Source organism: Occallatibacter gabretensis, from assembly GCF_001449115.1.
GTDB lineage: Bacteria > Acidobacteriota > Terriglobia > Terriglobales > Acidobacteriaceae > Telmatobacter > Telmatobacter gabretensis.
Window position 1 is genome coordinate 1 of the sequence record NZ_LAIJ01000005.1, and the last position, 26,833, is coordinate 26,833.

26 protein-coding genes and 1 tRNA gene are annotated in these 26,833 nt (G+C 57.4%); 11 read left to right on the forward strand and 16 right to left on the reverse strand.

The features are described 5' to 3' along the window. Positions 1–352: 352 nt before the first annotated feature. Positions 353–428: transfer RNA gene (locus VO84_RS04110), tRNA-Cys, on the forward strand. An 89-nt stretch (positions 429–517) separates the two neighbouring features. After that, positions 518–1,732 (forward strand): tyrosine-type recombinase/integrase, encoded by a 1,215-nt coding sequence (locus VO84_RS04115; RefSeq protein WP_058186026.1) that lies wholly within the window; start codon positions 518–520, stop codon positions 1,730–1,732. On the opposite strand, the gene VO84_RS04120 is transcribed toward VO84_RS04115, so the two are convergent. Then, positions 1,725–1,961 (reverse strand): helix-turn-helix domain-containing protein, encoded by a 237-nt coding sequence (locus VO84_RS04120; RefSeq protein WP_197413885.1) that lies wholly within the window; start codon positions 1,959–1,961, stop codon positions 1,725–1,727. The genes VO84_RS04115 and VO84_RS04120 overlap by 8 nt on opposite strands. Before the next feature lie 194 nt (positions 1,962–2,155). Between VO84_RS04120 and VO84_RS04125 the strand changes: the two genes are divergently transcribed. Beyond that, a complete protein-coding gene (locus VO84_RS04125; RefSeq protein WP_058186028.1) occupies positions 2,156–3,091 on the forward strand; it encodes a LysR family transcriptional regulator in 936 nt (311 codons plus the stop codon). Positions 3,092–3,500: 409 nt separating this feature from the next. On the opposite strand, the gene VO84_RS22015 is transcribed toward VO84_RS04125, so the two are convergent. Both VO84_RS22015 and VO84_RS04130 read right to left on the reverse strand, forming a co-directional pair. After that, complete coding sequence (locus tag VO84_RS22015; RefSeq protein ID WP_082661698.1) at positions 3,501–3,866, reverse strand: TrbG/VirB9 family P-type conjugative transfer protein; 366 nt, start codon at positions 3,864–3,866, stop codon at positions 3,501–3,503. Between the two features lie 346 nt (positions 3,867–4,212). Then, positions 4,213–4,899 (reverse strand): TetR/AcrR family transcriptional regulator, encoded by a 687-nt coding sequence (locus VO84_RS04130; protein WP_082661699.1) that lies wholly within the window; start codon positions 4,897–4,899, stop codon positions 4,213–4,215. A 158-nt stretch (positions 4,900–5,057) separates the two neighbouring features. Here VO84_RS04130 and VO84_RS04135 point away from each other — a divergent pair, with 158 nt between their 5' ends. The 4 genes from VO84_RS04135 (at position 5,058) to VO84_RS04150 (ending at position 8,149) form a co-directional block, all read left to right on the forward strand. Further along, a complete protein-coding gene (locus VO84_RS04135; protein WP_058186030.1) occupies positions 5,058–5,684 on the forward strand; it encodes an NAD(P)-dependent oxidoreductase in 627 nt (208 codons plus the stop codon). A 159-nt stretch (positions 5,685–5,843) separates the two neighbouring features. Beyond that, complete coding sequence (locus VO84_RS04140) at positions 5,844–6,716, forward strand: NmrA family NAD(P)-binding protein (protein ID WP_058186031.1); 873 nt, start codon at positions 5,844–5,846, stop codon at positions 6,714–6,716. 198 nt (positions 6,717–6,914) lie between these two features. Beyond that, entirely contained in the window at positions 6,915–7,271 is a 357-nt protein-coding gene (locus VO84_RS04145) for a DoxX family protein (protein WP_197413886.1), read from the forward strand. Positions 7,272–7,537: 266 nt separating this feature from the next. Beyond that, positions 7,538–8,149 (forward strand): hypothetical protein, encoded by a 612-nt coding sequence (locus tag VO84_RS04150; RefSeq protein ID WP_197413887.1) that lies wholly within the window; start codon positions 7,538–7,540, stop codon positions 8,147–8,149. A 454-nt stretch (positions 8,150–8,603) separates the two neighbouring features. Here VO84_RS04150 and VO84_RS04155 read toward each other — a convergent pair whose 3' ends face one another. The 4 genes from VO84_RS04155 to VO84_RS04165 form a co-directional block, all read right to left on the reverse strand. Further along, a complete protein-coding gene (locus tag VO84_RS04155; RefSeq protein ID WP_157439717.1) occupies positions 8,604–8,855 on the reverse strand; it encodes a hypothetical protein in 252 nt (83 codons plus the stop codon). 261 nt (positions 8,856–9,116) lie between these two features. Continuing rightward, positions 9,117–9,971: a hypothetical protein gene (locus tag VO84_RS04160; protein WP_058186035.1), complete on the reverse strand. Its 855-nt coding sequence runs from the start codon at positions 9,969–9,971 to the stop codon at positions 9,117–9,119. Positions 9,972–10,393: 422 nt separating this feature from the next. Then, entirely contained in the window at positions 10,394–10,540 is a 147-nt protein-coding gene (locus tag VO84_RS22385; RefSeq protein WP_157439718.1) for a hypothetical protein, read from the reverse strand. Between the two features lie 269 nt (positions 10,541–10,809). Further along, positions 10,810–11,859, reverse strand: a complete 1,050-nt coding sequence (locus VO84_RS04165) for a VWA domain-containing protein (RefSeq protein WP_058186036.1) — start codon at positions 11,857–11,859, stop codon at positions 10,810–10,812. Positions 11,860–12,061: 202 nt separating this feature from the next. Between VO84_RS04165 and VO84_RS04170 the strand changes: the two genes are divergently transcribed. Continuing rightward, positions 12,062–13,396, forward strand: a complete 1,335-nt coding sequence (locus VO84_RS04170; RefSeq protein ID WP_058186037.1) for a VWA domain-containing protein — start codon at positions 12,062–12,064, stop codon at positions 13,394–13,396. 108 nt (positions 13,397–13,504) lie between these two features. Here VO84_RS04170 and tatA read toward each other — a convergent pair whose 3' ends face one another. From tatA to VO84_RS04190, 4 genes are all read right to left on the reverse strand, one after another. Further along, positions 13,505–13,729 carry a twin-arginine translocase TatA/TatE family subunit gene (gene tatA / locus VO84_RS04175; RefSeq protein WP_058186038.1) on the reverse strand — a complete coding sequence of 75 codons (225 nt, stop codon included), beginning with the start codon at positions 13,727–13,729 and terminating at the stop codon, positions 13,505–13,507. A gap of 151 nt (positions 13,730–13,880) precedes the next feature. Then, positions 13,881–14,330, reverse strand: a complete 450-nt coding sequence (locus tag VO84_RS04180; RefSeq protein ID WP_058186039.1) for a hypothetical protein — start codon at positions 14,328–14,330, stop codon at positions 13,881–13,883. Between the two features lie 41 nt (positions 14,331–14,371). Next, entirely contained in the window at positions 14,372–14,998 is a 627-nt protein-coding gene (locus VO84_RS04185; RefSeq protein ID WP_058186040.1) for a CDP-alcohol phosphatidyltransferase family protein, read from the reverse strand. A gap of 31 nt (positions 14,999–15,029) precedes the next feature. After that, positions 15,030–15,566 (reverse strand): GreA/GreB family elongation factor, encoded by a 537-nt coding sequence (locus VO84_RS04190; RefSeq protein WP_058186041.1) that lies wholly within the window; start codon positions 15,564–15,566, stop codon positions 15,030–15,032. Positions 15,567–15,720: 154 nt separating this feature from the next. Here VO84_RS04190 and VO84_RS04195 point away from each other — a divergent pair, with 154 nt between their 5' ends. Together VO84_RS04195 and VO84_RS04200 are read left to right on the forward strand one after the other, a co-directional pair. Then, positions 15,721–16,677, forward strand: a complete 957-nt coding sequence (locus tag VO84_RS04195; protein ID WP_231737778.1) for a DsbA family protein — start codon at positions 15,721–15,723, stop codon at positions 16,675–16,677. 113 nt (positions 16,678–16,790) lie between these two features. After that, positions 16,791–17,867: a SurA N-terminal domain-containing protein gene (locus VO84_RS04200; RefSeq protein ID WP_082661700.1), complete on the forward strand. Its 1,077-nt coding sequence runs from the start codon at positions 16,791–16,793 to the stop codon at positions 17,865–17,867. 80 nt (positions 17,868–17,947) lie between these two features. Here VO84_RS04200 and VO84_RS04205 read toward each other — a convergent pair whose 3' ends face one another. Together VO84_RS04205 and VO84_RS04210 are read right to left on the reverse strand one after the other, a co-directional pair. Beyond that, the gene (locus VO84_RS04205) at positions 17,948–20,713 is read right to left on the reverse strand and encodes a TonB-dependent receptor (protein WP_231737779.1); all 2,766 of its coding nucleotides are present in this window, start codon (positions 20,711–20,713) and stop codon (positions 17,948–17,950) included. 150 nt (positions 20,714–20,863) lie between these two features. Continuing rightward, entirely contained in the window at positions 20,864–21,184 is a 321-nt protein-coding gene (locus VO84_RS04210; RefSeq protein WP_058186043.1) for a hypothetical protein, read from the reverse strand. Positions 21,185–21,328: 144 nt separating this feature from the next. Here VO84_RS04210 and VO84_RS04215 point away from each other — a divergent pair, with 144 nt between their 5' ends. Then, complete coding sequence (locus VO84_RS04215; RefSeq protein WP_058186044.1) at positions 21,329–22,390, forward strand: hypothetical protein; 1,062 nt, start codon at positions 21,329–21,331, stop codon at positions 22,388–22,390. Between the two features lie 16 nt (positions 22,391–22,406). On the opposite strand, the gene VO84_RS04220 is transcribed toward VO84_RS04215, so the two are convergent. From VO84_RS04220 to VO84_RS04230, 3 genes are all read right to left on the reverse strand, one after another. Continuing rightward, the gene (locus VO84_RS04220) at positions 22,407–22,859 is read right to left on the reverse strand and encodes a recombinase family protein (RefSeq protein ID WP_058186045.1); all 453 of its coding nucleotides are present in this window, start codon (positions 22,857–22,859) and stop codon (positions 22,407–22,409) included. 183 nt (positions 22,860–23,042) lie between these two features. Beyond that, complete coding sequence (locus VO84_RS04225) at positions 23,043–24,395, reverse strand: sigma-54-dependent transcriptional regulator (protein ID WP_058186046.1); 1,353 nt, start codon at positions 24,393–24,395, stop codon at positions 23,043–23,045. Beyond that, positions 24,392–26,767 (reverse strand): sensor histidine kinase, encoded by a 2,376-nt coding sequence (locus tag VO84_RS04230; protein ID WP_058186047.1) that lies wholly within the window; start codon positions 26,765–26,767, stop codon positions 24,392–24,394. Before VO84_RS04230 ends, VO84_RS04225 begins: the two co-directional genes overlap by 4 nt. Positions 26,768–26,833: the final 66 nt, after the last annotated feature.

Genomic DNA, 26,833 nt, shown 5'->3' on the forward strand with positions numbered 1-26,833 from the left:
CAAAGGATTGTTCATCCCTCCATCTCAACCGCTATCACCCTCCACTCATATAGCAATTAAGATGCGTCGGCCCTGCGCCAGCTCGCCTAACACTTGACAGAACGGGCTTGCGCCCATAGTCTACTAATACTCGCAGCGTTGAGCGCGGGGAAGGATTTTCATGGTGAATCGTTCGATCTCCGCGTGTTGTCTGTGCTGCTGTGAGAGCAGCGCTACGCGAGCGTCTCGATAAGCTAGGAATCCGACAGACAGGATTGAGCTAAAACGAGACCCACCCGCGACAAGCGTGGTGGGATTTTTATTTTCGGGACGAGTTACGAAGGACCAGGACGAAAACCTTCGTGGCTTATGAGCACCGGTGGCGAAGTGGTTAACGCGCTGGTCTGCAAAACCAGTATTCATGGGTTCAAATCCCATTCGGTGCTCCATAAATTCAATAACTTACTGGATTTTCCGTAGGGCCTTAACACCACTAAACACCACTGAGATAAAATATGAGTATTGCTGGAGGCCCGCAATGCTCAAGAAAACGGTCGATCGGTATCAACACGGCTCTGTACGAAAAGTAAAACGGGCACAGGGATTCGCCTGGGAGTTTCGCTACTACCTCATGGAAGGGTCGGTACGGAAACCGAAAGTACAGACCTTCGACTCGGCGATCTACAAGACCGAAAAAGCTCTCCGTCAACACTTGGAGAGCTTCGTCGTTAAGCTGAACGAGAAAACCGAATACGCCCGCTCTGCCGGCGTTACGTTCGGCGCTCTGCTCGACCGCTACATAGCCGAGGAGATGCCTCCGCGAAAGTCCACGAAGGGTGGATACCTCTCCATCATCAACAGCAAGCTGCGGCCTCAATGGGGCTCCCTTCTCTTGTCTGAGATTCGGCCCGCTCAGGTTCATACGTGGTTGCAACATCTCGACCTCGCACCTGTGACGAAGGGGCATATCAAAAGCCTCATGCACAAGCTCTTCGATCTTGCGACATTGTGGGAGTATCTGCCCCTTGAGCGGCGCAATCCCATCGAAATCGTCAAGGTGAAGAACGTCACGATGCGGACGAACGAGGTGATTGTCTTATCGGCTGAACAGTTCCGTGAGATCGCGCCGAAACTGCCTGAGCACGTCAACATGATCGCGATGGCTGCAGCATGCCTCGGTCTTAGAGTGAGCGAGATTTTGGGCTTGCAATGGTCGGACATCGATTGGGAGAAGCAGACAGTTTCTATCCGGCGTAGCGCCTACCGTGGTGCTATCGACGACACGAAGAATAACTCCTCGAAGGCCAAGCTCCCCTTGCATCCCACCCTCGCGACATTGCTCCTTGCCTGGAAGATCAAGTGGTCTGAGCGTGAGGAGCTAATGCAGAAGCGCGCGGCATTACGGACGCGTAAACGGCCTCTCAAGAAGAACGAATTTGGATGGTTGTTCGCCAATCCCAACACTGGAATGCCTTACATGTCGCCCAGCCTTCAGCAGCGTTGGATTCGGCCCGCTGGCGAGGCAATCGGACTGGAAGGTTTAGGCTTTCATTCGTTGCGCCACTCGTATCGGACTTGGCTGGATTCGGCGGGCGTAGCCCCCGGCGTCACCAAGGACTTGATGCGTCATTCCGCCATCAGCACGACGTTCAACGTCTATGGGCGAGCGCTGTCACCTGAGAAGCGAGAGGCAAACAACAGAGTCATCGAAATGCTTCTGCCCTCTCTACCTTCTCCCGCTGAACCTAGCTAGCCTCAAGCCAATCTCTGAGCCGTTCTTTAGAGAAACGCCACAGCTTCCCTACGCGGACGGCAGGGATTTTGTGAGCTCGTGCCATCAGTCGCAGGGTCTTTGGGTGGCAATGTAGGACGGCGGCAGCCTCCTTGAGATTCAGCACATTGTCCGATGAACGATCCTGCTCATGGGGAAAGCGGGCCTCATGGATATTGTCCATCGTGACGCTCGCGGGGGGCTTCTTCATGTCAACCATGGTGACTCCAGTACGCAAGGCTTACGTCCGATTCCAACTTGGCTGATGCCGTAGCTGTATGTCCAATGAAAAGTTGTGCGGGAACTATTACTCGGAGGAATAGTGCTTCGGCCAACCCAGAGGAAAGTCACTCACATCTTACTGACGAACAGGGGTTCACAGGTTTCGTCCGGAGTTTTGGGCCCATGAGTCAGATTGATTTTCGTCTCCTTCAATCCGCCATTGTGTTAGCCGACGAGTTGAACTTCTCTCGTGCCGCTTCCCGCCTCCACTTGACCCAGCCTGGGCTTACCAAGCAGATACAGGATCTGGAGTCTCAACTGGGCGTCATACTCTTTGAGCGAAGCAGCCAAGGCGTTGAGCTCACGGAGCCTGGCCGGGTCTTCATAGAACATGCGAAACTCGCTGTGTTTCATTTGGAACGTGCCGTGCATTTGACTCGCGCGGCGGCCAAAGGAGCGGAGGTCGTCGTCAACTTCGGAAGCTCTCCATATATTGACCCGTACATCGTTTCGACTGTGCTCTCCGTTCGGCTTCCGCTATTTCCAACGATGCGTGTCCATACTCACAGTCATTTCTCGCACGAACTGATGCGCCAAGTCAGTTCGGGTGAACTGGATATTGCTATCGTCGCGGCTGGAGAAGAGAACTCACGCTTGAACTTCTTGGAACTCGAACGCCATCCCCTGTTCGCCCTTATGAAGACTGAGCATGACGCCGCGCGAAAGAGATCCGCCTGTTTAGAAGACTTTGACGATCGAGTATGGGTGCTATTTGGAAAACATGTTCACCCTACGATGCACGACTTGATCCTCTCCCGTGCCGAACTACTCGGTGTTAAGCCTAGCGAAATTCACTATTTCACGACGGCGGAAGAGGCAGCTTACCTTGTGGCCAAGCATGAAGGAATAGCCTTCTTGAATCGCACTAGCGCTTGGCGGGTCGCTCGAAACGGACTGACGATGCGCCCCTTAGATGAACCGACCCTTGCGGTAAAAACAACGCTCATCACTCGCGCGGAAGACAGAACTCGTTTGACTAGCGAGTACGTGAGATCAGCTAAGAGGAAGCTCGAACGGAAAAGTGACGGCGACCAGCAGAGGCTTCCATTGGCCGTCTAACGGCGGAGACGCTCGTCTGTCTCTTCAATCACCGCTTCGTTCAAGGGGCCTTCACGTCCACACTGCGAGCAATGAAAAACACCAGCGGCATCAGGCATCCCATCTGGATCTTCGCGCCGCGATGCACGGCCGCATTCAGGGCAAATATGTGCGTGAGTTAACTGAATCTCCTTAAGATCTTCCTTCTTGTTGTCCAAAATTTACGCCTATCTCGACTGTTGTCGTAATTTCGGAATGCGGTGTTGACTGCGATTCGGCAAAGCACAGCGCGTCATCACCCGAATTGTGACTAATCACGGTTCATGAGCCCTTCCGGCCTGACCTCAGCTCACCGCCTGAGCAGACGAGGGCGCGTTGGCGCTGAGCGGAGTGAAGTTGATCATCCCAGCCCGCGGTCGTCCGCCGGTGCTCAGGTGTCCACGATCTTCGGGATGATGTAGGTACCGTCGCGCAGGTCGTAGTTGATGAGGTCGGGCTTGCCGTCCTTCATCTCGTACACGCTGAACTTCTCGCTGGCCGTAGTCTTGATGTAGGTGAACTTGTCGTCGTGGTAGATCGACTGGACGGCGAAGGGGTCTTCGTTCTTGAACGTGTAGTCGAACTTGAGCTGCAGCGGATACGCACTCTTGTACTCGTCTACCGCCTGGGTGACATGGCTCTGTAAAGTAGCGAGCTGCTGTTTGGCCTGGTCAAGCTGTGCAGCGGGAACGTACTGCGCCGGTCCTGCCGAGGCTGTGATCGAGGATTGGTCGGCAGGCTGGACGATGACCTTCAGGTCAGGGTCTCATGGAGCTGATTCAGTTGGCGAAGCTATACAAGAAGCCTATACAGTTCTTCTTCGGCAGTTGAGCGCCATACAGTCATAACAAGCTCGGGTTGGAGGCCGGAATTGCGAGGCTGTGCGAACTCCTGACCTTGTGGTGTCCATCCTGTAATGACAACAAGCCGACGTAGTATTACCAATCGAATGCCGGGTGCGTAAGCCATCAAGGCCTACGCATCTTGCATGCACAGGCTTTGATTTCGTTTCACCTTCGACGATCTGTCCCAATGCTTCATAGCCTTCAGATCCTCGCGCTCCTCACGTTTACTTCCAATAGCTCCTAAGTAGACAGAAGCTGTTATTCCTTTGAGGCACCGGATCGGCCGGATCGCTTAGAGATTGCACTCTTCGGCAATCGCGGTACCGACTGAACTCCCGCCCAAAGCGTTGCGATCGTCTGCTCGGTCACGAGAGTCTGGTCAGACAATCCAGGTACAACTCCTTGAATAACAAATAGTGTGGCGAGGCCAAAGATCGTAAACCACCAGGTGTGGGCTATCACGATGTCACCCCTATTTGGCAATCCTTCATCCTTGGCAACATCGAAAAAGAGCTGCACGAAACGCGCGAACAACGGCGCGCCCAGGTCGTCGATGTATTGTCCAGCGCGGACGCCGTTTCTGTTTTCAGGCCCGAACCAGACGTTGCGGAACTGCTGTGGATGGGCAATGCAGAATTGAATCAAGCCGCGTGAAGTCGCAAAAAGACGCTCTTTCGGTGACAGATGTTTCGCTGCAACCGCGTCGAAGTCCTGAACCATCAGCCCGATCGTCTCGCTGCTCAACTCAGCAAGAATGTGCCACTTGTCGGGGAAATGCTGATAGATGACGGCGTGCGTATAGCCGATCTCTTTAGCGATCTCGCGAAGCGTCACGGCTTCGTAGCCGCGATCGGCAAACATCTTGCTGGCGGCGGCAAGGATTTCGCCCCGCAACCTCTCCTTGCGCTCTAGCCGTCGACTTGGTGATGTGGATGTCACTTCCATAGCTTAGTCTGTTTGGCCGCTTGCTGCGACCAAATGTAGATTTATAACCATTGGATACAAACCATCGATTATTTTGCAACCAATGGTTACATTAGACCTCTAATTGTCAGACCGCGTATTTGGATTGGCGGCCATATACGAGGCAAAAGGAGAATGCGATGAAAGTTCTAGTGATAGGAGCGGCGGGCAAGAGCGGCGAGGCGCTGGTAAATGAGGCGCTTGCGGCCGGACATAAGGTGACGGCTTTCGTGCGCGGTACTTCGCAGTACAAGAAGGAGAACGTCAGAGTTATTACGGGAGACGTGCTGGACGCGGCTGCGGTCGACGTTGCAGTTGCCGGACAGGATGCTGTCATCGACGCGTTGGGCGGCAAGACGCCTTGGAAAGTGACGACGATGGAAACGAACGCCGCACACAATATTGTGGACGCGATGCGGCGCAATGGCGTGCGCCGGCTACTCAAGATTTCAGTGGTGGGTGCGGGCGAGAGCGTCAAGAACGCCGGCTTCTTCAACGAGCACGTACTCATGCGGACGTTTTTGAAGGGTCTGCTGGTGGACAAGGCGGGCATGGAAGCCAAGATCGAAGGCAGCAACTTGGACTGGACGCTCGTGCGGCCGCCGATGTTGACCGACCACGAGAAAACCGGCATTGCTAGGGTGCTGAGCACGGAGGGTGGCGAGAAGGCGCACAAGATCGGGCGGACCGATCTGGCAGCCTTTATAGTGCAGCAACTGGAAAGTGGCCAATATGTGCGGCAGGCAGTGACGGTCACGACCACATAGCAAGGCCTCCGCGAGGATCAACCAACTCATCGAGGCGATCCGATCGGCTTTGTAAAGGCCTGTAACGACTCATGCGACAGATAGCTGTGGAAACTCACGGGACTAGCGGAGTGCTAGCTGCGCAAATCACGCTGCAAGAACGAACAAGGAGAAACGAGCATGTATTTAGTCATGGGCATTACAGGAAACGTTGGGGGCGCCACTGCGCGGCACCTGCTGAAGCAGGGAAAACAGGTACGAGCACTAGTGCGCGATCGCGAGAAAGCGGCGAAGTGGGTAGACCAAGGTGTGGAGTTGGTTGAGGGCGACTGGAGCGATGCGGCAGCCATAGCGGCGGCGCTCAAAGGCGTTGAGGGCGCGTTTGTCATGTTGCCGGCTGTATGGGCGCCCTCGCCTAATTTCACAGAAGCAAAGGGCCTGATTGCGAACTATGTCGAGGCGCTGACCAAGGCAGTGCCTCCGCGGGTGGTAGCGCTCTCGTCGATGGGCGCGAATAGAACAAGCGGGTTGGGGATGATTACGGCCTTAGCGCTTTTGGAGAATGGTTTTCGCAACCTGACCTTTCCAGTCGCATTTGTCCGCGCAGGCGGCTTCTTCGAAAACTTTCTTTTCGGCTTGCAGGCCGCCCAGGGCGGAACATTACCGGTCTTCTACAATCCTACCAACCGAAAATTGACAATGGTCGCGACGGATGACATCGGCGCAGAGGTGGCAACTCTTCTCGCCGGGCCGACGTGGTCAGGGCATCGCGTCATCGAGCTGGGTTCGATGGTAAGCGCGGATGAAGTGGCCGCACAATTGGGTGAAGTCCTGACACTCGACGTAAAAGCCTTCGCACTTCCGCGTGCCGCCTGGGCGGAAGCGTTCGAGCAGTTCGGTGTCCCGAAGGGCCACACTGGGCCCGCCGAAGAAATGTACGAGAGCGTTAACGCGGGATGGATGGACCTCGGAGTCACGGGTACGGAGCACGTAGCGGGTACGACGTCTCCACGCGATGTATTTGCGGCTGCACAGAACGCCGTCAAGGCGTAGGTCCGGGGCAAGCTTAACCAGCCCGGTTCCCTGGAAACTGCGGAGCTAACGTCAGCGGGTGGAACCGGACGGCTCATCGTCCGGTTCCACCCTGTCGAAAGGCCATCCGATCCCAACCGCAAGACGAGGATTCTTATGAAAACTGAACAGACAATAGATAAACCCGTGCGGGCAGGTCGAGCAATTCAAATAGCCGCGATGGTAACAACCGGCCTTGTCGCTTTCATGTGGGTGTACTTCGGAAGGCTATATCTCATTCACGATCCCGGAGAATGGAGGATTGCCAATCAGCAGCTCGGATACCCGCTCTATATCATCCCTCTGATTGGCGTAACCCACATCCTTGGTGGCGTGGGCCTTCTGATTCCCAATGTGCCTCGATTGACTGAGTGGGTCTATGCTGGTTTCTCGATCACTCTTTTACTCGCGTTCTATTCACAACTGAACGGCGGTGGCAGTACCTGGGATAAGTTTGATCCGATTCTCGTCATGGCGTTCGTCTTCGCTTCGTATGTATTGAGACGCTGCATGCGCGCAAACAGGTGGTCGATATGAAGAAACGCTCGGCGCAGTTTTGTTTTCCAGGCACGCCGTTAGCGGCACCATCTGTCCGGCCAAACGCTCTTATGAGGACTTCCTTAATCTAAGAGCACTACCTTTAAAAGTGTAAACTGTCATTTGACAATTTACACTTTATCTCTTACCTTCAGTCTGTGGCCCTCCTGCGACTACCCGAGCTGCGACCTTGGCTTCTCCAACGCTATGGCTCGGCGAGTACGCTGGCTGCCGCGTTGGGCGTGACCCGGCAAACTGCGCACAATTTGCTCACCGGCCGCACGTTGCCAAATTTGGCGAACTGCACAAAGCTAGGACTGAGCCCGGCTTTCGTTTGTGAAGAAGCGATGGGAGGCAAGGAAATAATGAGTCTCGATCAATATCTCGTACAACGCGACTTGGATCGTAGATCCGCCAGTCTTCTCTCTAAAGCAGATCTGAACGCCGCATTGGCCGGTCCACGCGGCGCGACAATGATGAAGAGTTTGATGAAGGAGACCCACGCTGCGGCATCCCTGATCGGAGCCATCGATGGCATCCTCTTTCAATGGGATGATGGACGACAACCGGGAGGAAGTCTATCGGAGCTTCTGAAGCTGTCCCCTGTCGGCGCGCAATTCAAACGGATCATGTCTGCACCGGCGGGAGGTTCCGTTCGTGGCTATCGAATCGATTTCGGTTGGGTGACTACTGCTTCAGGACGCGGAGCGAAAGAAGTGCCAACTGAAGTGTGGAGGCTCACGCTCACCGCGAAGGATGGCGTTCTTGGTTGGAATGTGAACACGAATGAGATCGTCGGCGCGTCGTCAGTTGTATTGGCAGGACAGATCGTGAAGCGGTTGATCGAGTATCGAGATGAATTCATGAAAACCCGTTAAAGATCCAAGCCATGACTTCCAGTTGCTTATAGCAGCGGCTAGTTCCAGACTTTGCGAATTAGTACCGCTAAACGCGCTCGTCATCAAGAACCACCCTGATTTCACATCGGCTGCACGCGTTACAGCCGCATCGAAAACAACACCACTTTAATACCACTGAGAAGATTCCTTTGCGTACTTTTCAGGGTTTTTGAGGGTGGTGTAGTTCACATAAGTATCTGAAAGTAAAGGTTATGGCGCATCTGCAAAACCAGTATTCGCGGGTTCAATTCCCGCCCGGTGCTCCAAAATCCAAAGCCATAAAGAGGCTAAGAAATCCGAAGGGCCGCTTTCCCATTGCAGGAGGCGGCCCTTTCGGTTACGGCTATTAGGGAGGTAAGAGTGCAGATACGCTTACTGTATCTAATGACTCTTGTATACCTTAGAAACCATTAAGACCTGATAAAGATAAGCATTAAAGTACGATAAGGGACCTGGGCAGGCGTGGCCGGGTGCTGTCGAGAAAGATCCTCATACGGAGCGCTTCGGCGCGCTGAACAAAGATAAGGCGCTTCTGGCGGCGGATGTGGTCCGCGTTTTCAAGGAAATCGAGTTGGGCCTCATCGTAATCTGCGCCCTCATCCAGCCGAACGATGCGTTCCTCAATGGTCTTGCGGAAGCGCGGGCTGATCTCAATGCCTTCAAGGGTGGAATTTTCGCCGGTCATTCTTGCTTTGCTCCCGTTTTTCGCTTTGATTCCTGCATAGACCAAAATTTTGCGGTGCGGCTCAAGTTTTCCGCCGATGAGTCGATAGTATCGATGCGCCTAACTCTCTGCCAGATTACGTCCTGTGTAGGATGACGGCAGACTTTGGTAACAAGTGTCTGAAAACAGGACAATTAGCCGGTACGACTTGCACAGTCCTCTCCCGGGTCCGGATTACGCGTTCCTCATTCGCGTCAACCCGGACCCGGGATTCATAGCACGTTAGCGCTGTGCTGCGCCCGTGCCGGGAGAAGACGTGGCCATGGAGAGAACCATTTTGGTTCCGTCATCGAGTTGCACGTCCTGACGTGCGCTTAGAAGCGCTCCGGAGGCGTTTGAGAATGGCTGGCCGGATGAGCTGGAAGCGATGAGCACTCCTGGGACAGCCGTGGTCTTGATGACGACATTGCCGTTGCGGGCGACCGTTGTTCCGGGTGCGGGACCACTGGTTGAGTTGGTTGCGGGGCTGGCGCCGGGGCTAGAGTTTTCTGTGGCGGAACGAGCGCCTGCTGCTGTGGCCGCTCCAGTGCCGGGACTGGCTGTACCGTTGGGGGCAGAGCCGCTGGAAGTTTGAGGCGATGAGCTGCTGCTGTTCGGCATTGCAGCGCTGGCATCCATGCTGCTTGAGCCAGCGGGGGTAACGGTCTGGATCGCGGATTTGATCGGCATGCTCTGGCCGGATTTGATCTCGGCCTGATCAAACTGAAGTGTGACGCGACCGTTGTCTTTATTCGCTATATAGGCCTGTGCCTCCGTGACGTGGCCGACGATCTTTGAGCCTTTGGGAATGACGGTGCCGTCCGCCATGGTGGCTTTTTCAGTGGTTTTCAGCTCAACTTTGTCGCCGGCTTTCGCAGTTTTGGAGTTGAGTTTGGACGTGAGCTCTCCGGTAACGGGGCTGAGAGCGAGGGCTTCCGGCTGAGCTGGCTGCCCGGGGGCGGCCTGACTGGACTGCGCGGTTGGGGCCGACTGTGCATTGGGCTGTGGTTGAGGCTGCGGGGCATCGGGTTGCTGCGCGGCGACGGAGAAGGTGCAACAAGTCGCCAGAACCAGGGGAGCAAGACTGAGGTGCTTCATTCGGGGAAACCTCCTTGGAACTTCCTTGCTTCGGTCTGCCATCCCGTTTCATGGAGGGCAGGCAGGCCGAGTTGCCAGAGTAGGACGGAGCCTTATGCAAAGAGGTTGCCAGAAGGTTCCAAATAAGAGCGAGGCATGCATAAAATGAAAATCGCTATCGCAAGTGCGTGCCTGAATTGCAAAGTGGGCGCAGACGAGAGCCCTTTCGAGCTTTCATCCTGCGCCCACTGGCGTCCTGGGGGAGGACATCGAGAATCTTTTTTGTATTTTTTCTAATCAATTTCGCGCAGCCTGCCTCCTCGGCAGCGGGGGCCCATGCAGAACTGCGCGAAAACCACCTATTGCCGTTCACTGCCGAAGAAAATGAAGAAGTGCCTGCGTGCCGTCACCGGAAATAAATATTTTGCGCGCAGGGTGAGAGGTTATGAATGGACATAAACCCCTTGCGCCGCAGGCAGCCTTGCTTTGAAAACAGTGCTGCCGGCGGCTAAGGCTGTTTTGTTTATGTTTTGAAAATTCGCAAGAGGAATACCAACCACTGCAATTGGTGCCATAAGTACAATCTTCATGAGAAAGTGCCTCTTTATCTTTAAACGAAACGTGCTCTATATACAGTGGGCTGGAGGATATATATAAACAACAGCCAGCCCGGTTACTTATATAGATGCAGGTATAGAGCCAAATGGCTGCCTGATCAGGAAAGTATGGTGTAAACAACGGAATATCTATGAATTGCGGAAGGCTGGCGCAGGTTGGATGATAATCGTCTCGCGCAGACGAGGGTGTAACTTCTTCCTAGTTAGGGAAAGATTTCCTCGGTGCTATCTGAGCTTCGGGGTTACTGATCTTCGCTCTTAGGCGCGTAGTAGCCTTTACGGACCTGAACCTTCATGTCGTCCCCTTTGCAGGTGATAGAGACCTTGCGGAAGGTGCCATCCATCTTTTCATTGGTGGGCTTATAGGTGGCAACGTACTGCGAGCGCAGTTCATCGCCTATCTGCTGGAAGGCAGCTTCAAGCTTTTTACCGTCATGGCCTACGTTGATGAGCCGGCCGCCGGACTCCTCGCTGAGGCGCTTTGCCGCCGAGTAGCCGGAATAGCCAAAATTGCCATAACCCTGCACATCGGCGATGAGGATGACGTAGATGAGCGAATTGGCGCGCACGGCGGATTCAATGGCCTCGCCGATCTTGTGGTCGCTGCCCTGGTCGTCGCCGTCGGTCAGGATAATCATGGCCTTGCGGCCTGTCTCCTGGTTGAATTTCTCGCGGGAGGTGAGGTAGATGGCGTCGTAGAGCAGTGTGCCCTTGGGGTCGCCGTGGATGGGAATGGTGCCGCCGCCTGCGCCGGGAATACCCGTGCCGTTGCCGCCGGCGGTGTTGATTTCTGCTTTCTGCAGGGCGCGTGTGAGCATGCGGGTGCTATTGGTGAAGTCCTGCAGTAAATCGACGTTTACGTCAAAGGAGAGGACAAATGCCTCGTCTTTTTTGCGGAGGACCTGCTCAAGAAAGCGGCTGCCGGCGTCCTGTTCAAGAGGAAGAACGCGCTGCTGGCTGCCGGAGGTATCGAGCAGGATTCCCAGGGTAAGCGGAAGGTCGGACTCAGCGGTGAAGTTCTTCCAGGTCTGCGGATCTTTGTTCTCCGCCACGGAGCAGTCGTCTTTGGTGAGATGCGGAGCGAGCTGGCCGCCCTTGTCTTTCACGGTGAAGTAGAGATCGACAAGGTTGGTGTTGATTCTGAGAGTTGGCGTCGGGATGTCCTCGACCGGCTGGGCGGGTGCATTGCTGACCGGTGGCGCATCCGGCGAGGGCGGAAGCTGCGCATGCGCTTTTCCGCAGAGGAAAAATGCGGTCAAAAGCGCGGCGGAAAGCAAAGGAAGCTTCTTCATCGGCATCTCATCTAATTAGACGTTAAGGCGCGTTGAAAAGAGCATAGCGCATTACCGGTATCAGCGGGTTCGGTTATGGACAGAGCAAACAACGCGCAGGGTCATGCGTCTGATAGTCTGAACCATGCGCGAGTCCCTAAACGACTGGGAGGACCGCCATCGCGGCCCTCGGATGGGACCGTGTGGAGGACGTGAGATACCTGTGAAGCCTGGATTGCACATTTCGGCGCTAACGGCGCTTTTGAGCCTGACCTTTGCTGCCGCAGCTCAGCAGCAACCGCAGCAGACCCCGCAGCAACCGGTTCCGGATGCTCCTACGCCGCAGCAGGCGACGCAGCCGCTTACCAACGCGGCGAGCGGGCCGATCAAGCCGGGCGGAGGAGCTGGAACCGAGCAACCAGCAGCCGGAAGCTCCGGATCGCAGGATATTCAGGGGCCGGTGCCACAGCAGCCAACAGCGCAGCCTCCACGGTCAACTCTGCAGCCGCAGGATAACCAGGCTCCGCCCGTGACCATGACACCGGCTGAGATTGGCGCCGCAATCCGAATCAACGTGACATACGTTGAAGTTCCGGTAACGGTAAAGGACTCGAAGGGCAATGAGGTTCCGGGGTTGCAGTGGCGCGACTTCAAAGTTTACGAAAACAACAACTATGCGCCTCTGAAGGTCTTTACTACGGATTCTTACCCGCTTTCGATTGCATTTGTGGTGGATCAGAGCCTGCCGCGCGACCAGATGGAGCAGGTGAATACTTCGCTGGGGGCCCTGCAGGGCGCGCTGACGCCGTTTGACGAGATCGCTGTTTTTACCTACGGCAATGGAGCGCGCAACCAGTCGGGCGGGTTCACGGGAGCCCAATCGGCACGCGTACCGTACATCCTCTCCATGACGAAATCCGCGGGTGCCGAGCAGCTGAATCCGGTGAACGATGGCCCGTTTGCGAGCTGTAACATCCGCGAAAACGGCAACTGCATCGATCCGAATCTGCAGGCAGGCAAGTCAGCAGGCAGCGGCTACTTCATGAATATCCCCAAGGAGATTCACACGCTGAATGATGCGATTCTGGCGGCGGCGAAGGAGCTTTCCTCACGGCCACAGGGACGGCGGCGCATCATCTACGTGATCTCCGACGGTAAGGAAAGCGGCAGCAAGGCCCCGTACAAACAGGTGCTGCAGTATCTCCAGACCAACCACATTCTTGTGTACGGCACGCTGGTAGGTGAAGCCGCACGCTGGGGCGAGGGACGGCTGAGCCGCATCCACCTGCCCTTTACGATGTATGACAACATCCTTGTGAAATACACGCTCAACACCGGCGGCACGCTGGATTCAGCCAATGGCGTGAACCACATTGAAAAGACCTACAGCGACCTGGCCCGCGAGGCGCGCACGCGGTACACGCTGGTGTATGCAAGCCACGAGCCGCTTCTTGACGGCAAATACCGCAAGATTGATGTGCGCGTGAGCCGCCCGAACCTGGATGTGACTGCACCGCTGGGTTATTATCCCGCGGCCTCCGATGCGGCCACTCATTGATTGCTTGCTTCGGGAAAAAGAACAGGGCCTGTGCAGAGGATGCACAGGCCCTTGGTCTTTAGCGCTACCAGGCAAGAATCAGCTGGCGCGCGGAATCTTCTTATGCGCTTACGACTGCTTCTGCCCGTCCTGCGGAGGCGCTGGCGGGGGGGTGACAGTGTGCTGCGCGGTGGTCGTAGGAGCGGGATCGGTTATGCCCTTCAGGCCTTCCTTGAAGCCCTTGAGTCCCTCACCAAGTCCTTTGCCCAGTTCCGGCAAACGACGTGCACCGAAAAGCAGAAACGCCACGACGGCAAGTACGATGAGATGCCACGGCTGCAATAGATCGCCCATTACCTGACTCCTTTACGCGTCCTCCTGATGCCCGGCGCGCTTCCCTGAAAGATTATTGTCGCACAAAAGACAGAGACCAGAGAGCAGGGCTCAGAGATCAGAAAAACTCAATAGAGCATTCGTTGAGACGCTCGGGGCGAACTAAGCCGGGCTAATTGACTCGCGCGGGGTTCCCCAGGCGTTCGGTCACCATGGAGACAAAGCTGCCGAGATCTTCCTCTTCGCCCATAGTGAGCCGGCGATGGACCTTCATGAGCGGAAAGAGACGTGAGCCGCGCACATCTATAGCAGGCATAGCGGATTGCGCGCCTACCTGCGCGCCCGGATATTGCGTCATCTCCCAGATGCCGGCATAGCGGCGGCGAAGGACTTCGCCCAGGTAGCTGCCCCAGAGACGCGTCTCAAACTCCACATCGCGCTCCGGGCTTTCACTGACCAGGATGAGAATCTCATCGAGCGCATCGATAGAGCTGGAGGAGTAATCGAGGGTATGGTGGTACTCGCGCCGCGCCGCCTCAACGGCTCCCGAGGCGTAGCCCTCCATCATCGCATTCAGATCGGCGAATGCCGTGGACTCCAGACGTTGGCGCAGATTGCTCATTGCTTTAAGGATAAATCCCCGAAGGGCTGCAGGAAACAGCCCTAGACCAATGGCGCCATTTGCTTGGTGTTCTGGTAGGTGTGCTGGATGCGGTGAATGACCGTGATGGTAGAGAGCACGGCGAGAATCCAGAGAACCGGAGCCATTACGCCCCAATGATTGAAGAGCGCGCCGAGGATGATGAGCACAATGCGTTCCGGGCGCTCCATGAAGCCCACTTTGCAGGAGCCGATGAGAGCTTCGGCACGGGCGCGGGTGTAGCTGACCATGAGCGACGTGACCATGACAAACGCCGCGAGCACCACGTAACGGAAGTGGTTGACGCGGGCGTAATAGACCAGCAGGCCGAAGAAGAGCACCACGTCCGAGTAGCGGTCAATCACCGAATCGAAGAATGCGCCGAAGACTGTGACCTGGCCTGTACGGCGCGCCACGCGGCCATCGACCATATCAAAGAGGCCGGCGCCGATGATGACAAGTCCGGCGTAAAAGAACATGCGTCCGGCATTGGTGACGTCCGCGTGGCCGAAGAAGAAGGCCGCGAGGATGTTGATCATCAGGCCGATGAATGTGAGCACGTTTGGGGAGATGCGGGAGAGTGCGAGTCCGTGGACAATCTTGTCCAGGAGCCATCCGCAGGCGCGGCCAAAGCCACCTGTCCAGGTCATTAAAGGCTACCTCTGATCATTCGCTCCACTTTTACTTCCCTGAGCCGGATTCCGCCGGAGCGCCGTCTGGCTGAGTCTCGCTGGCTGCGGCAGTTGCAGCGGCTTCATCGTGGATGGTGGTCAGCTTGAGAACCTCAAGCTCGCGCTTGCCGTTGGGCGTGACAATGGTGGCGACATCCCCCACACGCTTGCCCACCAAGCCGCGGCCAATGGGCGAAGTGGTGGAGATCAGCCCCTTGGTCACATCCGATTCCTCGCTGGTGACAAGGCGATAGAGAATCTCTTCGTTCTTCTGCGTGTCGAAGACCACTACTGTGGAACCGAAGCCGGCCTTGTCGCGCGGAATGTTGGCGAGATTGACGAGCGACAGCTCAGCCATGCGCTTCTTGAGCTGGCCCAGGCGCGCGTTGACGAAGACCTGGCGCTGCTTGGCCATGTGGTATTCGGCGTTCTCGGAGAGATCGCCCAGCGCTACGGCCTTCTTGATCTCGGCAGGCAGCTCATGCGCCAGCTCGTACTCAAGCGCCTCGATATCTTTTTGAAGCTGATTTTTAATGTGTTCCGGCATCCAACGTCCACGGCGACAGCGCCAGCAAATGCGCTCCGCATCAGGTAGTAATACTTAACAATCCATTATAAAGCAGGCAGATGAGCGGGGTTCCTGGGCCAAAGGCACTCCGTTTGCCGACCGCTGCGATATGCTTTTTAGAGAGGATTCCCACTTGTTTCGTTTTCGTCTCTCTGCCTGCATGCTTGCTCTTGCTCTGGCTGTCGGATGCAAGGCCCAGCCGCCTGCCAACGCAAATGCTCCAACCGGCTCTGATCTGAACCGCCGTATCGAAGTCATGGTCCGCGCCAAGTTCGAGCTGCCGCAGGATTACAGCGTCAATATCGGCGCTCGCAAGCCCTCGCAAATGCCTGGGTACGATTCGCTGACGGTCACACTGACCAAGGGCACCGAGACGGCGAACCTTGATTTTCTCATTTCTACCGACAACAAGAAGCTGGCGCGTCTGCAGAATTTTGATCTGGCGAATGACCCGGTCTTTCATATCGATCTGGCCAACCGGCCTGTCCGCGGCAACGCCTCCGCGCCGGTCACGATCATCAATTTTGATGACCTTGAATGCCCCTACTGCGCACGCATGCATCAGACGCTTTTCCCTGCTACGCAGGAGCGCTACAAGGACAAGGTTCGCTTTATCTACAAGGACGATCCGCTCACCGAGATTCACCCCTGGGCGATGCACGCCGCGGTGAATTCCAACTGCCTGGCCGCGCAGAGCGGACCTGTCTACTGGCAATACGTGGACTACCTGCACGGGCACGGACAGGAGATTACAGGCGAGGACCGGAACCTGACGCGCAGCAACGCTGCCCTGGATCGCATTGCCCGCGATTTTGCCGCCGTTGCACATCTGGATGACGCAAAGCTCAACGCCTGCCTGGCAAAGCAGGATGAGACCGCGGTGCGCGCCTCTGCGAGTGAGGCCGACAAACTGGGCATCAATGGTACTCCAGCGCTGTTTGTGAACGGCGAGCGGATTGACGGCGCACAGCCACGCGAGGAGGTCTGGATGGTGATTGATCGCGCATTGCGCGAGGCTGGCGTGGAACCGCCGCCGGCAGAAGCGCCCGCACCTGCAAAGGAAAAGCAGGGAGAAGGTGGCACGAAGTAGAAATCGAAGGCAAAAGATTGCCTTTCCGGCTCACAATTCCCGTTTCGTCCGGTCTTTACAGCCTGTTATCCTGATGTACTGGAAGCTGCTCCGCTTCCGTGAGGAGATTCAGGTTGCAACTCGAAGCTCGTTTTCCGGAGCGCGCGCGTCCGGTTTTTGCTCTGTTTGGCACAGTTCTTCTGCTTGCCTTTGCCGGTTGTCATCACGCTCCCGGTCCGGATGTCGTAGCAACAGTCAACGGCAAGGAGATTCTCCGCGCCGACCTGGAGAAGTACTACACCGCCAGCCAGACCGACAACGCTCAGCCGCCCGCACCGGAGCAGGCAGATATGGTCCGCCTCAATATTCTTGGCGGCATGATCAATGATGAGATCGTGCAGCAGCGCGCAGCCAAGCTGAACCTTGTGGCCAGCGACGAGGACGTGAATGCCAAGATCACTGAAATGAAGACTCCTTATACGCAGGAGGAGTGGGATAAGCAGCTCAAGCAGCGCAACATTACGATGGACGATCTTAAGCGTGACGTCCGCCGGCAGATCACGGCCACAAAGCTAGTCAACAAAGAGATCGATTCCAAGATCAACATCACGGACGCAGAGATCAGCGCCTATTACAACGCGCATAAGGCCGAATTTAATTTGATTGAACCGCGCTATGGGCTCTCACAGATCCTGGTCAGCGGCAATCCTCCTCAGCAGGGCGCGGCACAACAGCAGCGCAAGGCTCCGAATGAGGCCGAGGCGCGAAAAGAGATCGAGACCATTCGTGGGCGGCTTCTGAATGGCGAGGACTTTGCCAATCTGGCCGCGCAGTTTACGGAGAATCCGAATCTGGCGCAAAATGGCGGCAATATGGGCCTGGTGACCGAGACCGACCTGCACAGGGACCCAGATGTTTATAACGCTATCGGCGCGCTCAAGCCAGGCCAGCTTACGCCATCTCTGCCGGTCTACGATCCCCGAGATCCCGGCCACAAGGTCGTCATGGGCTACCAGATTTACAAGCTGAACAGCCGCGAGCCTGCGGGACAGCGTGATCTGAGCGATCCACGCACGCATGAGTTCATCCGCGAGAGCCTGCGCAATGGCAAAGCACAGCTACTCAATAAGGCGTACCAGGAGATGCTGCACGATCAGGCCGCGGTGCGAAACTACCTGGCCGAGCAGATCCTGAAAGAGGGCACGCCGTAGAGAAGAGATCAGGGGTCAGAGATAAAACAACAAGGCCGGGGATTGCTCCCCGGCCTTGTTGTTTTGAGTGTTGCGCTGCTTTAGAAGTTCAGTGTGATCTTCGCCGTCAGCGCGCGCGGTGTGACATAGTGCGTACCGCTGAAGGTGGAGAGGAAGTTGTAGAGCGCGTACTTGTCAGTGAAATTGATGGCCGTCAGGTTGAGATTCACCTTGTAATGGTCCGTGCGGAAGATGTTGTCCTGGCCGACTGTTGCGTCAAACAGGTTGCGCGGAGCGATGCGTGTGGGACTGAGGTCAGCATCTTCGGTGCCGGGCTTCGGGATCGAGATCAGGCTGGAGGTTAGCTGCGTGGCGATGCAGCCCGGCTGGCCATCGGTCATGATGGGGTTGCCGATTGTGGCCTTGGCCCCGTTGCAGGATAGACCCGCTTCAAACTGCTGGTCCGCAGTGAGGCCCCCCAGATTGATGAATGGCTGGCCGTTGAGCAGGTTGGGATTGCCGTTTGCATCCACAGAGAACGGAGAACAATCTGTGTTCGCATTGGGGTTCGCGTTGTAGCAAGGTGCTGACCCGGCCACGAGACCTGAATCGTAGCGCCAGTTAAAGCCTGCCCATGGCCCGCGCTTGCCGATCTGATATTGCAGGTGCGTGGTCTGGTTGAACTTTTCGTCGTGGTCAATACGGAACGGCGCGCCACCCTGGCCTACGGTGGCGCCGGCGCCGGCCGACTGCGGCGGGAAGAAGCGGGCCGCAACTGAGGAGGCCACGAAGTACGCGCTGATGTGACGATGCTCCGGCATCTCGGCACGCAGGGCGTAGCCGGGAATCTTGGAGTTGTGCCAGTCGATGGGGAAGGTGATGGGCGTATTGCCGAGCACCGAGAAGTCGAACGCGTTGTGCGTGTACTTCCAGATGTACTCGCCGCTTACAACCGCCCAGGTGCTGAAGGCCTGCTGAATGCTGGCGTGAAATTCATTGCGGAAGCCGGGCTGGAGCGTGCCTGAAGCGCCCGGCGAACAGGCCAGCAGCGGCGACAGCACAGGGTTCGCGCAGCCTTCGCTCGAAAGCACGAGGTTCTCGTTGAAGGGAGTCTCGAGGGTACGCGCATACGAGACACCGAGAACTGTGTTGGAAGGCTTGATCTTGTACGCGACACCGGCACGCGGCTCGGCCTGGCGGGCAACAGTGAGGCCGTTGTAAAGGTCGCCGCGAATGCCAACGTTGGCGGTCCAGTTGCCGATCTTGATCTGATCCTGCGCGTAAAGGGCAAGCTCTTTTACATCCGTGTGGCCAAAGTAGAAGTAGGATGCACCGCCGCGCGTCAGGTCGTATGGCGTCAGCACCGGAAGATAGTTGGGATTTTGCTGGCCCTGTGGACAGGAGTCCGCGGTATAGCCCGGCAGAGGATTGCCATTCGCATCCACGCAAGGAGCGCTCAGGCTGTATGTAGAATCCACGATGCCCAGCGCGTCGCTTTCACGCAGGAAGGTCTGGCCATACTGCGCGCCGAGCTTCACGTTGTGAATGCCGCGCGTCCAGGTGAAATCCGAGTGCACGGCAGCGTTGGTAAGCGTGCGGTTCTGGAAGATGGATGAGGTTTGCAGGTTCGCCGGCCCCAGATCCGCCAACGCATCGTCGCTGGGATAGTAGTGGTACAGATCCTTCCGCATAAAAGCGCCGAAGTTCCATACAGTGTGGTCATTGAGAACACGCGTATAGGTGGGCGAAATATTGAAGGTGCGGATCTGCGAGCGCTGGTCCGCATCGCCTGCATTTCCGAAGACCGGGCTGGCGCTTGTCCCATCGCTGACGATGTTCTGCACATTTAAATTGTCGTAGGTATTCGGCGTCTGGAACCATGAACGGCTGTAGTTCAGATCGAGGTGCATCGAGTCGACCGGGGTCAGCATGTAATCGATGCGGTCAAAGACATTTTGCTCGTTTCCCTTGTCATGAAAGACCGAAAACTCCGGTGGGTCGAGAAAACGGCCACTGTTCATGCCGTCGGCTTCGAGGAAGTTGCCCCAGTTCTTGCCGCCGTAGGAGAGATCGAAGCCGCCGGTAACGGAGCCAAAGGAGCCATAGGTGGAACTGATGCTGCCGGTGGGCTTGGTGATTCCCTGACCGGAGCGGGTGGTGGCCACGATTACGAGGCTGGTCTTGCCGCCGAACTCAGCCGGCGGAGCGCCGGAGATGACTTCAATGGACTGAATCGAGTCCGAGGGAATCTGGTTAGAGAAGACCTTGCTTTGCTGATCGGTGATGGATTGGCCATCAATCGAGAATGAGTTGGAAGCGTGATCGCCAAGGCCATGGAAGAGGCCGTTCGAGTCCGCCGCGACGCCGGGGGTGGTACTTGTCACAAGCGAACTGAGCGAAGAAGACTGGCTTTCCATCGGCACCTTGATGAAGAGATCACGATCCACATCGGTATGGAAGGTTGGATCATTCTCGGTAAGATCGCCGCTGCTGGCTTCCACTGTCACGGTGTCGATGTTTCCGCTTATCTGCAGAACAAGCTTGAGCGTGAGGCCGACGCTCGAACGGAGCTCGGCGGGCTGGCTCAACGATGCAAACCCCTTGGCCGAAACCGTGACCTTATACCCGTTAAACGGAACGTTGGCGAAGACAAACTGGCCGGTAGGATCACTGGTTGCCGTCTTGTTGAAGCCGCTGATCGTATCGGTGAGATGAATGACGGCGCCCGGAATGACCGCGCCAGAGGAATCGGTGACTGTGCCGCGAACCGCGCCGGCATTGCCTGACTGACCAAAGACTGTGACTGGCAGGAACAGCGCCAGGGTAAGAAGGATGCGGCGATTCAGGCCGCGAAGATGCAGCATCATTAAGCTTCTCCAAAAGGGTTTGCATGTGCGTCTGCGGGCCTGTTTGGCTCCGGAGCACAATGCGCGCTGAAAAATATGAAAAGTCGCCAGCCGGATACGCCAAAGCCGCTGTTTAAAATTGCGGATGGAGTTCAGGCTGCGGAAGGCGCGCTACCGGACCGAAGGAGGAGGGCGGGTGAAGAGAGTGGGATGCCAGGGGCGGCGCGCAATTGTGCGAACCTGAACGGCAGGCGCATGCGTGCCCAGCGTGACAATAACGATGGCGGCAACCGCAGCCGCAACAGGCGCGGCCGAGTGCATCACGATACAGAGCGGGCAGTTATCCGCGTCCGCGGAGAGCGGGTGGACGTGCGCCACCTGCACCACGGCCAACAGAGCCAGCAGGATCAGACAAACCACCGTTACCACCGCCGCGTTGCGCGGCAGGGCGAACAGCTTTCTGCTCCCGTTGGATTGAATTCTGCTCAGCACCAGATCCGTATCTTCCTCAACTTAAGAATACACAGAATGGGCCGCTGCGTGTATTCCTTGCGCCAAAAGAGGTCTTTGCCCACCCCCTTGGACGCCGCGCGTCTAAAATGGTGGGGCTGTCTGGGTTTCCTACCGGGATCAAGAATGAAGCACGTCGGACGACTTCTGTGGAGTTTCGCCGCGCTGCTGGCATGCGCCGCGCTCTCCTGCACGTGCGCCGCCGCGCAATCCGATCCGCAGCAACCGCCTCCGCAACAGAAGCCGCTGCCGCTTAAACCCGCTATGCCCAACACGGGACAGAACCATCGGCTGATTCTCAAGGACGGCAGCTACCAGATCGTGCGCAAGTACGAGGTTGTGGGCGATCGCGTGCGCTATATCTCCGTGGAACGCGGCGGCGACTGGGAAGAGCTGCCCGCCGATCTGATCGACTGGAATGCCACGCATAAATGGGAGCGCGACCAGGCGCAGCTTGCCGAAGACAATGCCTCACCTGCGATGAAAGAGGCTGCGGCGATCGATAAGGAAGAAGCTGCGGAACGCAATGAGCAGCTGGCGCGCATGCCTGAGGTAGCCAAGGGCCTGGAGCTGCCGGATGAGGACTCGGTCTTTGCGCTGGACACCTACCAGGGCACGCCGGAGCTGGTGGAGCTGCTGCCGAACGAGCTGGGAATTGACGCCAAGACGCACAAGGGGCTGAGCACTATCAATCCGCTGGCCGGGCAGCGCGCCGCCATTGAGCTGCCCGGCGCGCACGCCAAGGCACATCTGCATGTAAATGATCCGGCCATTTATCTTTCGCTGGACGTAACGGACGATGCTGAAAAGGTGGTCTCCCACGCGCTGACGGTGCAGACCAACAACGCGAAGGAAGTTGCCAATCGCAAGCATGGCGCACACTCGACGCAATCAGGCTTTGCCATTGTGCATGTGGATGAACGCAAAGCCGTGCGGATTGTGGGAGCGATCCACATCAGCCCGACGGGAACTGTATCTCAGACAGAAGATGTCATGCCGGCCAAGGTAGAGGTGCTGCCGGGCAAGCACTGGGTCAGGATCGTGCCGTCGCAGCAACTGGTCATCGGCGAGTACGCGCTGGTGGAGATCATCTCGCCGTCCGAGATCAACCAGCGCGTATGGGACTTCCGCGTCGATCCGCAGGCGGGCGACAACAAGGGCTCAATCGGGCCGATTTTGAAACAGTAGCTTCGAGCACCAGCCGCTAGTCGCCGGGCGCTTCGCGTCGCGCGAACTTGAGCCGTCGCTGCTCCCACTCTTCGCTGTTGAAGATGCGCGGGCCTACTTCGATCAGCCGCGGCATCATGTTGAAGACCGCAACGCGCGACCATGGACGTCCCTCGCGGGTGCGAAAGCCGCTCTCATTCAGAGTGCTGACAATGTTCGAGTAGGAAAAGTCCTGCGCGAGCAGATCCATCATCATCAGAAGAACCCGGTTTTCTGTGGGGTCTTCTTCCAGCCGCTTGCAGTCGTCCGAGATCCGCAGGCCGTAAGGAATCTCCTCACTGAAACCGCCACCCGTTTGCGCTTCCGAGTCCGGCAGCTCACGCCGCCACTCGATTGAGACCATCTGCCACCCAGATGTCATGCGCTGCTCAATGATCTGCGGACTGAATGCTCCGGAAACCACATCGCGCATCCGCTCAAAATACGCCATAACCGCCTCCTGAAACTACTGCAATACGCCGACAGAGAGCAATCGGCCTGCCATGCCGTGAAGAAGCCGCCGATTCCGTAAATACTTGCTCGCAAATGAGCTTGCGGAAGTTGCCGATCGTTCTCCTCAAGGCAGAAACTGTCCGCTTCCGGCAAAGGATGTCCGCTTTTGGACAAGCCGCGGCTATTCGCGCACAGTGATTCCCAGCGCCTTCATCTTGCGGTAGAGATGGCTGCGCTCAAGGCCCAGCAGCTCCGCGGCGCGGCTGATGTTGTTCCGCGCCTCCTCAATCTTCTTGAGGATGTAGTCTCGCTCGTAGGCGTCGCGCGCCTGCTGCAGCGTGGAAAAATCCTCCGTTCCGCGCGCGCCGGCTTTGTGCGTCAGCGGCGGCAAATGGCGTCGCTCGATCCGAAGCACACGGGGGTTCAGGATCAGCACCCTCTCTACTACGTTCTTCAGCTCGCGCACATTCCCTGGCCAGTGATACTGGCCCAGCGCCTCAAGTGCCTCTTCGGTAATCTCCATGCGTGGCCGGCCGTACTGCCGTCCAAACTCGCTCAGAAACTCGCGTACCAGCAAAGGAATGTCTTGCCGGCGTTCACGCAGCGGCGGTACAAAGAACGGCACAACATTCAGCCGGTAAAAGAGATCTTCGCGAAAGTTGCCCTTGGCAATCTCCTCTTCGAGATTCTTGTTGGTGGAGGCAATCAGACGCACATCGACACGGATGGGCTGCATGCCGCCGACGGGCGTGAAGCTATGATCGTCGAGCGCGGAGAGCATCTTGGCCTGCGTCTTGAGGCTCATGTCGCCCACTTCATCCAGAAACAGCGTGCCTCCATCGGCGCGTTCCAGAGTGCCGCGCTGCTCGGGCCTACCACCAGGCTGGCCGTGCCGCGTACCGAAAAGCTCCGCCTCGATGTGCGCCTCAGGAATTGCAGCGCAGTTCAATTCCACAAAAACGCGGTCGCGGCGTTGGCTTTCCGCATGAATGGAGCGTGCAATCAGCTCCTTGCCCGTACCGGATTCGCCGTAGATGAGCACGCGCCCGTTCGTAGGGGCCATCAGTCGAATCTGCTGCCGCAGCGCCTTGAGCGGCACGCTGTCGCCGGTAAGCACCGCACCAGCGCTGAATTGCTTCTTGAATTCAAGGTTCTCGGTGCGCAGCCGCCGCGCCTCAATCGCGTTTTTCAGCACAATCAACGTGCGGTCAATCGAGAGCGGCTTCTCGAGAAAATCGTATGCTCCGAGCTTCGTCGCCTTCACCGCCGCCTCAATGGTGCCGTGGCCGCTGATGATCACCACCTCGGGCCGCGTCTCCTTTGGAAGATTGCGTATCTCCGCCAGAACATCCAACCCGTCGCGGTCCGGCAGCCAGATGTCCAGTAGCACAGCATCGTAGGGCGCGTCTTCCACCAGCAACCTGGCCTCAGCCGCGGTGGCCGCGGTGGCTACACCGTAGCCCTCTTCACGCAAAATCTCTTCAAGCGACGAGCGGATCTCGGCCTCATCGTCCACGACGAGGATATGATTCATGAGCGGGCTTCCTTCACAGGTTCAGAATCTGCCATAGCTGGCGCGGAATACGCCGCCAGCAGCGCCGGATTTTCAATCAGCGGAATCCGCAGCAGGAACCGCGCACCCTTTGGCGTATTGCTCTCCGCACGAATGGAGCCGCCGTGCTCCTGCGCGATCTTGGCTGCAATCGAAAGACCAAGGCCTGTGCCGCGCTGCTTAGTGGAATAAAACGGCAGAAAGAGCCGCTCCCGAATCTCATCCGTCAGGCCAGGTCCTGTGTCCCCTACGCTTGCTTCCACAGCGGCGCCGTCTTCGCTGACTGTGGTGGAAACGCTCAGCACCTTGAGCAGGCTGCCTTGCATGGCTTCCGCCGCATTGTCGATCAGGTTGGCCAGCGCGCGGCGAATTGCCTCGGGGTCTGCAAAGACCGGCGGCAGATCGGGTGCAAGATCGAGCCGCAGCTCAATGCTATCCAGCCGGCCCGCAAAAAGCGCCAGCGCTTCGTCCACAATGCGATTCATCTCGCAGACGCGCGGTTGCGGCGCGGGGAACTGTGCCAGCGCGGAGAACTGATCGACCAGTGTGCGCAATGTACCCACGCAGGTAAGAATTACCTCACTGCACTTGCGAATGATATTTGCCGAATCAGGCTGGACTCCGTTCGTGCCTTCGGTGCGGCCACGATCGAGATGGCGCGCGATACGCTCGGCTGAGAGCTGAATCGGCGTAAGCGGGTTCTTGATCTCATGCGCGACGCGCTGCGCCACTTCCTTCCATGCAAGCTGGCGCTGCGCGCGCAACAGCTCCGTAGTGTCTTCCATCACCAGCACGGTTCCCGGTTCCTCCGCCGTGTGGTCTGAGTCCGCACGCGTGCCGGTGCTGAGGCTGGAACCAAAATCGAGCCGCGCGCTAGTGAGCGCCAGATGTATGGCGCGCCCATGCATGCGCATCTCGATCTCAGTGGAAGCTGCGCCCATGCGCCGTCCGCGGCGAATGACAGCCGCAACCTCCTCGGCGTACTCGGCAGGCAGCAGCGAATCCATCTTTTGTCCACGCAGAGGCGCGCCTTCGCGGTGCGAGATCAGCGCAGCAAAGGCGCGATTGGCTTGGAGCACACGTCCAGCTCCATCCAGCGTAACCACGCCGCTGGGGATGGTTTCCACAATCGTCTCCAGCTCGTGCCGCCTCTCCTCGATTGCCTGGTTGGCCGCCGTCAACTGCGCTGAAGAGGTCTCCGCCACGCGCCGGCTGGTCTCCAGATCAGAGGCCATGCGATTGAACGAGCGCACAAGGTCGCCCATTTCGCCCGCCGCCGCAATCGAGACTCGCTGTTCATACCTGCCCTCTGCAATCCGGCTCATCGCATCTGCAAGCGCTTCCACAGGTCGCGTAATTTGCCGCGAGAGAAAGACCGCAAGCCACACGCTTGAGAAAAAAATGAAGACCGTAATCAGCAGCAGCAGCAGAAAGAAGTTGCCGCGAATGTTGTGCCGGAGCCGGTAGAGCTTCCAGTACTCCGTTGCGCCGGAGCGGATGCGAATCGCCGTCTCGCTCAGCCCCTGCGGCGTGGGCAGCGCCACCAATACCAGCTTGCCGGAGGCCGTGGCTGCGGTGCCCAGCGCAAACTGCTGACCTGCAATCTCCACTATCGACTCGTCACTGCGCCGCGCCGCGGCCAGCAGGCTGGAGGAGAGCGGCTTGCCGAGCGGAATGGCACGCCCGCCATTCGTCTCATCCAGCCATGGAAGCAGGCTGGCCTGGATGTTCTCCGCCGGCGCCCCGAAGCTGGAGATCAGATGCATCGCCTGCCCTGTCTGCGGCTCATACACCAGTGCAAAGCCCCCTGCCAGCGTGATGCGATGTGAGCCGAGGACGCTTTCGAGTTCATTCAGCGGGCGATCGGGAGCGCCAGAAGCGGCAATCGATTCGGCCTCGACGCGCGCATTTGAGGTCACATAATGCGCCAGCTCCTCCACTACGCGCGTGGAGTCATCGCGCAATTGCGTGGTATTCGGCGAAAACCACCGCTCGATTGTGCGATTCATGAACTGAAAGCTGTACAGGTACATCAGAACCGCGGGCGTGAGCGCAATGAGTACTGCGCCCAGCACCATGCGATTGCGTAGACGCGCACCAAGCGCGCTTGATCCCTGGCCTGCATAAAGCTTGAGGAGGTTCCTCAACAGCAGCATCAGCAATGCGATGAGCAGCAGAAAGAGGACGACCGTAAATGCTGTAAACGCCAGCGTTTCGCCCGCGGTCTCCGGATTCAGGAAGCTGATGCGCGAGGTATTCCACCACTGCAGCGCGCCCAGCAGGAGGAAGACAAGCGCCACCCCGCCGCCAAGAAACGAGACGAGGCGCAGGCGCGGATTGCGCTCAAACAGCATGGGCAGATTATAGAGCTACGAGGGAATAGAGATCAGGGAGGAGAAAACAAAAGCCCCGCTCCGACT

Bases quoted from the DNA above. Each gene is read 5' to 3' on its own strand.
- VO84_RS04115 (WP_058186026.1), top strand. From the start codon at position 518: ATGCTCAAGAAAACGGTCGATCGGTATCAACACGGCTCTGTACGAAAA.
- VO84_RS04120 (WP_197413885.1), bottom strand. From the start codon at position 1,961: ATGAAGAAGCCCCCCGCGAGCGTCACGATGGACAATATCCATGAGGCC.
- VO84_RS04125 (WP_058186028.1), top strand. From the start codon at position 2,156: ATGAGTCAGATTGATTTTCGTCTCCTTCAATCCGCCATTGTGTTAGCC.
- VO84_RS04130 (WP_082661699.1), bottom strand. From the start codon at position 4,899: ATGGAAGTGACATCCACATCACCAAGTCGACGGCTAGAGCGCAAGGAG.
- VO84_RS04135 (WP_058186030.1), top strand. From the start codon at position 5,058: ATGAAAGTTCTAGTGATAGGAGCGGCGGGCAAGAGCGGCGAGGCGCTG.
- VO84_RS04140 (WP_058186031.1), top strand. From the start codon at position 5,844: ATGTATTTAGTCATGGGCATTACAGGAAACGTTGGGGGCGCCACTGCG.
- VO84_RS04145 (WP_197413886.1), top strand. From the start codon at position 6,915: ATGGTAACAACCGGCCTTGTCGCTTTCATGTGGGTGTACTTCGGAAGG.
- VO84_RS04155 (WP_157439717.1), bottom strand. From the start codon at position 8,855: ATGACCGGCGAAAATTCCACCCTTGAAGGCATTGAGATCAGCCCGCGC.
- VO84_RS04160 (WP_058186035.1), bottom strand. From the start codon at position 9,971: ATGAAGCACCTCAGTCTTGCTCCCCTGGTTCTGGCGACTTGTTGCACC.
- VO84_RS22385 (WP_157439718.1), bottom strand. From the start codon at position 10,540: ATGAAGATTGTACTTATGGCACCAATTGCAGTGGTTGGTATTCCTCTT.
- VO84_RS04165 (WP_058186036.1), bottom strand. From the start codon at position 11,859: ATGAAGAAGCTTCCTTTGCTTTCCGCCGCGCTTTTGACCGCATTTTTC.
- tatA (WP_058186038.1), bottom strand. From the start codon at position 13,729: ATGGGCGATCTATTGCAGCCGTGGCATCTCATCGTACTTGCCGTCGTG.
- VO84_RS04180 (WP_058186039.1), bottom strand. From the start codon at position 14,330: ATGAGCAATCTGCGCCAACGTCTGGAGTCCACGGCATTCGCCGATCTG.
- VO84_RS04185 (WP_058186040.1), bottom strand. From the start codon at position 14,998: ATGACCTGGACAGGTGGCTTTGGCCGCGCCTGCGGATGGCTCCTGGAC.
- VO84_RS04190 (WP_058186041.1), bottom strand. From the start codon at position 15,566: ATGCCGGAACACATTAAAAATCAGCTTCAAAAAGATATCGAGGCGCTT.
- VO84_RS04205 (WP_231737779.1), bottom strand. From the start codon at position 20,713: ATGATGCTGCATCTTCGCGGCCTGAATCGCCGCATCCTTCTTACCCTG.
- VO84_RS04215 (WP_058186044.1), top strand. From the start codon at position 21,329: ATGAAGCACGTCGGACGACTTCTGTGGAGTTTCGCCGCGCTGCTGGCA.
- VO84_RS04220 (WP_058186045.1), bottom strand. From the start codon at position 22,859: ATGGCGTATTTTGAGCGGATGCGCGATGTGGTTTCCGGAGCATTCAGT.
- VO84_RS04225 (WP_058186046.1), bottom strand. From the start codon at position 24,395: ATGAATCATATCCTCGTCGTGGACGATGAGGCCGAGATCCGCTCGTCG.
- VO84_RS04230 (WP_058186047.1), bottom strand. From the start codon at position 26,767: ATGCTGTTTGAGCGCAATCCGCGCCTGCGCCTCGTCTCGTTTCTTGGC.